1 protein-coding gene is annotated in these 1,461 nt (G+C 43.1%); it reads left to right on the forward strand.

The annotated features are described in order from the left end of the window. Positions 1-83: 83 nt before the first annotated feature. Positions 84-1,325: an IS256 family transposase gene (locus DW251_RS03970; RefSeq protein ID WP_118300316.1), complete on the forward strand. Its 1,242-nt coding sequence runs from the start codon at positions 84-86 to the stop codon at positions 1,323-1,325. Positions 1,326-1,461 lie beyond the last annotated feature (136 nt).

Below are 1,461 nucleotides of genomic sequence, written 5' to 3' on the forward strand. Positions count from 1 at the left end.
GAGCCTATGAAACTTTTTCTGTAAAATAACCTAAGTAAGGTCCTTCTATGATACAATAAATATCATTAGGAGGGCCTTTTACTATGGCAAAACAAAAGAAACCAGTTCACAGAGTTGAAATGACTGAAGGAAAAAGGAACATCATCCGCCAGCTTCTCGAAGAATACGATATCGAGACCGCAGAAGATATCCAGGATGCACTCAAAGATCTTCTGGGCGGCACCATTAAAGAAATGATGGAGGCTGAAATGGATGACCATCTTGGATATGAGAAATCCCAGCGTTCTGACAATGACGATTATCGTAACGGTTATAAACGCAAGCAGATAAACAGCCGATATGGCTCTATGGAAATCGAGGTCCCACAGGATCGGAAATCGACCTTTGAACCACAGGTGGTGAAAAAGCGTCAGAAAGATATTTCTGATATTGATCAGAAGATCATCTCTATGTATGCCAAAGGAATGACCACTCGCCAGATCTCGGAAACGATTGAAGATATCTATGGTTTTGAAACATCAGAAAGTTTCATATCCGATGTGACGGATAAGATACTTCCTCAGATTGAAGATTGGCAGAACCGCCCATTGGATGAGGTATATCCAATCCTTTACATCGATGCGATCCACTATTCTGTGCGGGATAATGGAGTCATTCGTAAGCTTGCAGCCTATGTTATACTTGGCATTAATGCGGAGGGGAAAAAGGAAGTCCTGACGATTACGATTGGTGACAATGAAAGTGCGAAATACTGGCTGTCAGTCCTGAACGAACTGAAAAATCGCGGAGTAAAAGATATCCTGATCATCTGTGCCGATGGCCTTACAGGCATTAAAGAAGCGATTTCAGCTGCGTTTCCCAAAACAGAATACCAGAGGTGTATTGTCCATCAGGTAAGAAACACCCTGAAATACGTTCCGGACAAGGACAGAAAAGCCTTTGCTGCAGATTTAAAAACCATCTATCAGGCCGCTGATGAGCAGAAGGCTCTGGCTGCCTTGGAACGTGTAACTGAAAAATGGACTCCGAAATACCCGAATTCCATGAAACGCTGGAAAGACAACTGGGATGCTGTTTCTCCAATTTTTAAATTTTCAACCACTGTCCGGAAGGTCATTTATACAACCAATGCGATCGAATCACTAAACTCCACATACCGGAAGCTGAACCGTCAGAGAAGCGTATTTCCAAGCGATACCGCCCTGTTAAAGGCCTTGTATCTGGCTACTTTTGAGGCTACGAAAAAATGGACTACCACCATCCGTGATTGGGCTCAGGTTTATGGAGAACTGGGCATTATGTACGAAGGACGCTTACCCGAGTAAGCAAAAGAAGGGTTAAGAAGACAGGCGGGAAACCGCCTGCTCTTGACATGCCCGTAAGCAACTGTTATATATAAAACAAGAACGACAAGCCTGATTCACAAGCTTATCGCTCTTAATTATCATAGAAGAATCTTAT

Source organism: Clostridium sp. AM22-11AC (assembly GCF_003473545.1).
Lineage (GTDB): Bacteria > Bacillota > Clostridia > Lachnospirales > Lachnospiraceae > Enterocloster.